Consider the following 565-nt stretch of genomic DNA (forward strand, 5'->3'; position numbering starts at 1 on the left):
CGGTGGATCAGGATTCATTACCTGCCTATGAAATACTAGATGAAATTCTCGAAGCCTATATCGCCAAGGATGATTGTTTTGAAGATTTGGTGGCGTCGGGATTTGATGCAGAAACGGTTGCACAGGTCATCAAAATGGTAGATCGTAGTGAATATAAACGGCGGCAGGCCCCTCCCGGAATTCGTATTACCGGAAGAGCATTTGGCAGAGATCGTCGCTATCCGATAACATCAGGGTATACCGTAACATCAACAATAGAGTAGGCAATCACATGAAAAAAATTGAAGCCATTATCAAACCGTTCAAACTGGATGATGTACGTGAAGCATTGTCCGATATCGGAGTCACTGGCATGACAGTTTCCGAAGTTAAAGGTTTTGGCAGACAAAAAGGCCATACCGAACTTTATCGTGGTGCTGAGTATGTTGTGGATTTTTTACCTAAAGTAAAAATGGAAATTGTATTGGCAGATGATCAGGTGGATGCCTGTATTGAAGCAATTACCAAAGCCGCGCATACCGGACGAATTGGCGATGGCAAGATTTTCGTTTCACCATTGGAGCGA

The 565-nt window shown here is 43.5% G+C and carries 1 protein-coding gene and 1 pseudogene; both read left to right on the plus strand.

Features of this window, described 5'->3' with window-relative positions; genetic code table 11:
- Positions 1 to 263 (plus strand): annotated as a pseudogene (locus B3182_RS14155) (NAD+ synthase); the annotation flags it as partial.
- 8 nt (positions 264 to 271) lie between these two features.
- Positions 272 to 565, plus strand: a 294-nt coding sequence (locus tag B3182_RS14160; RefSeq protein ID WP_292753198.1) for a P-II family nitrogen regulator, incomplete at its 3' end; no start/stop codon positions are given.

Origin of the sequence: Methylophaga sp. UBA4204 (genome assembly GCF_002379485.1) — a bacterium.
Taxonomy (GTDB): Bacteria; Pseudomonadota; Gammaproteobacteria; order Nitrosococcales; family Methylophagaceae; genus Methylophaga.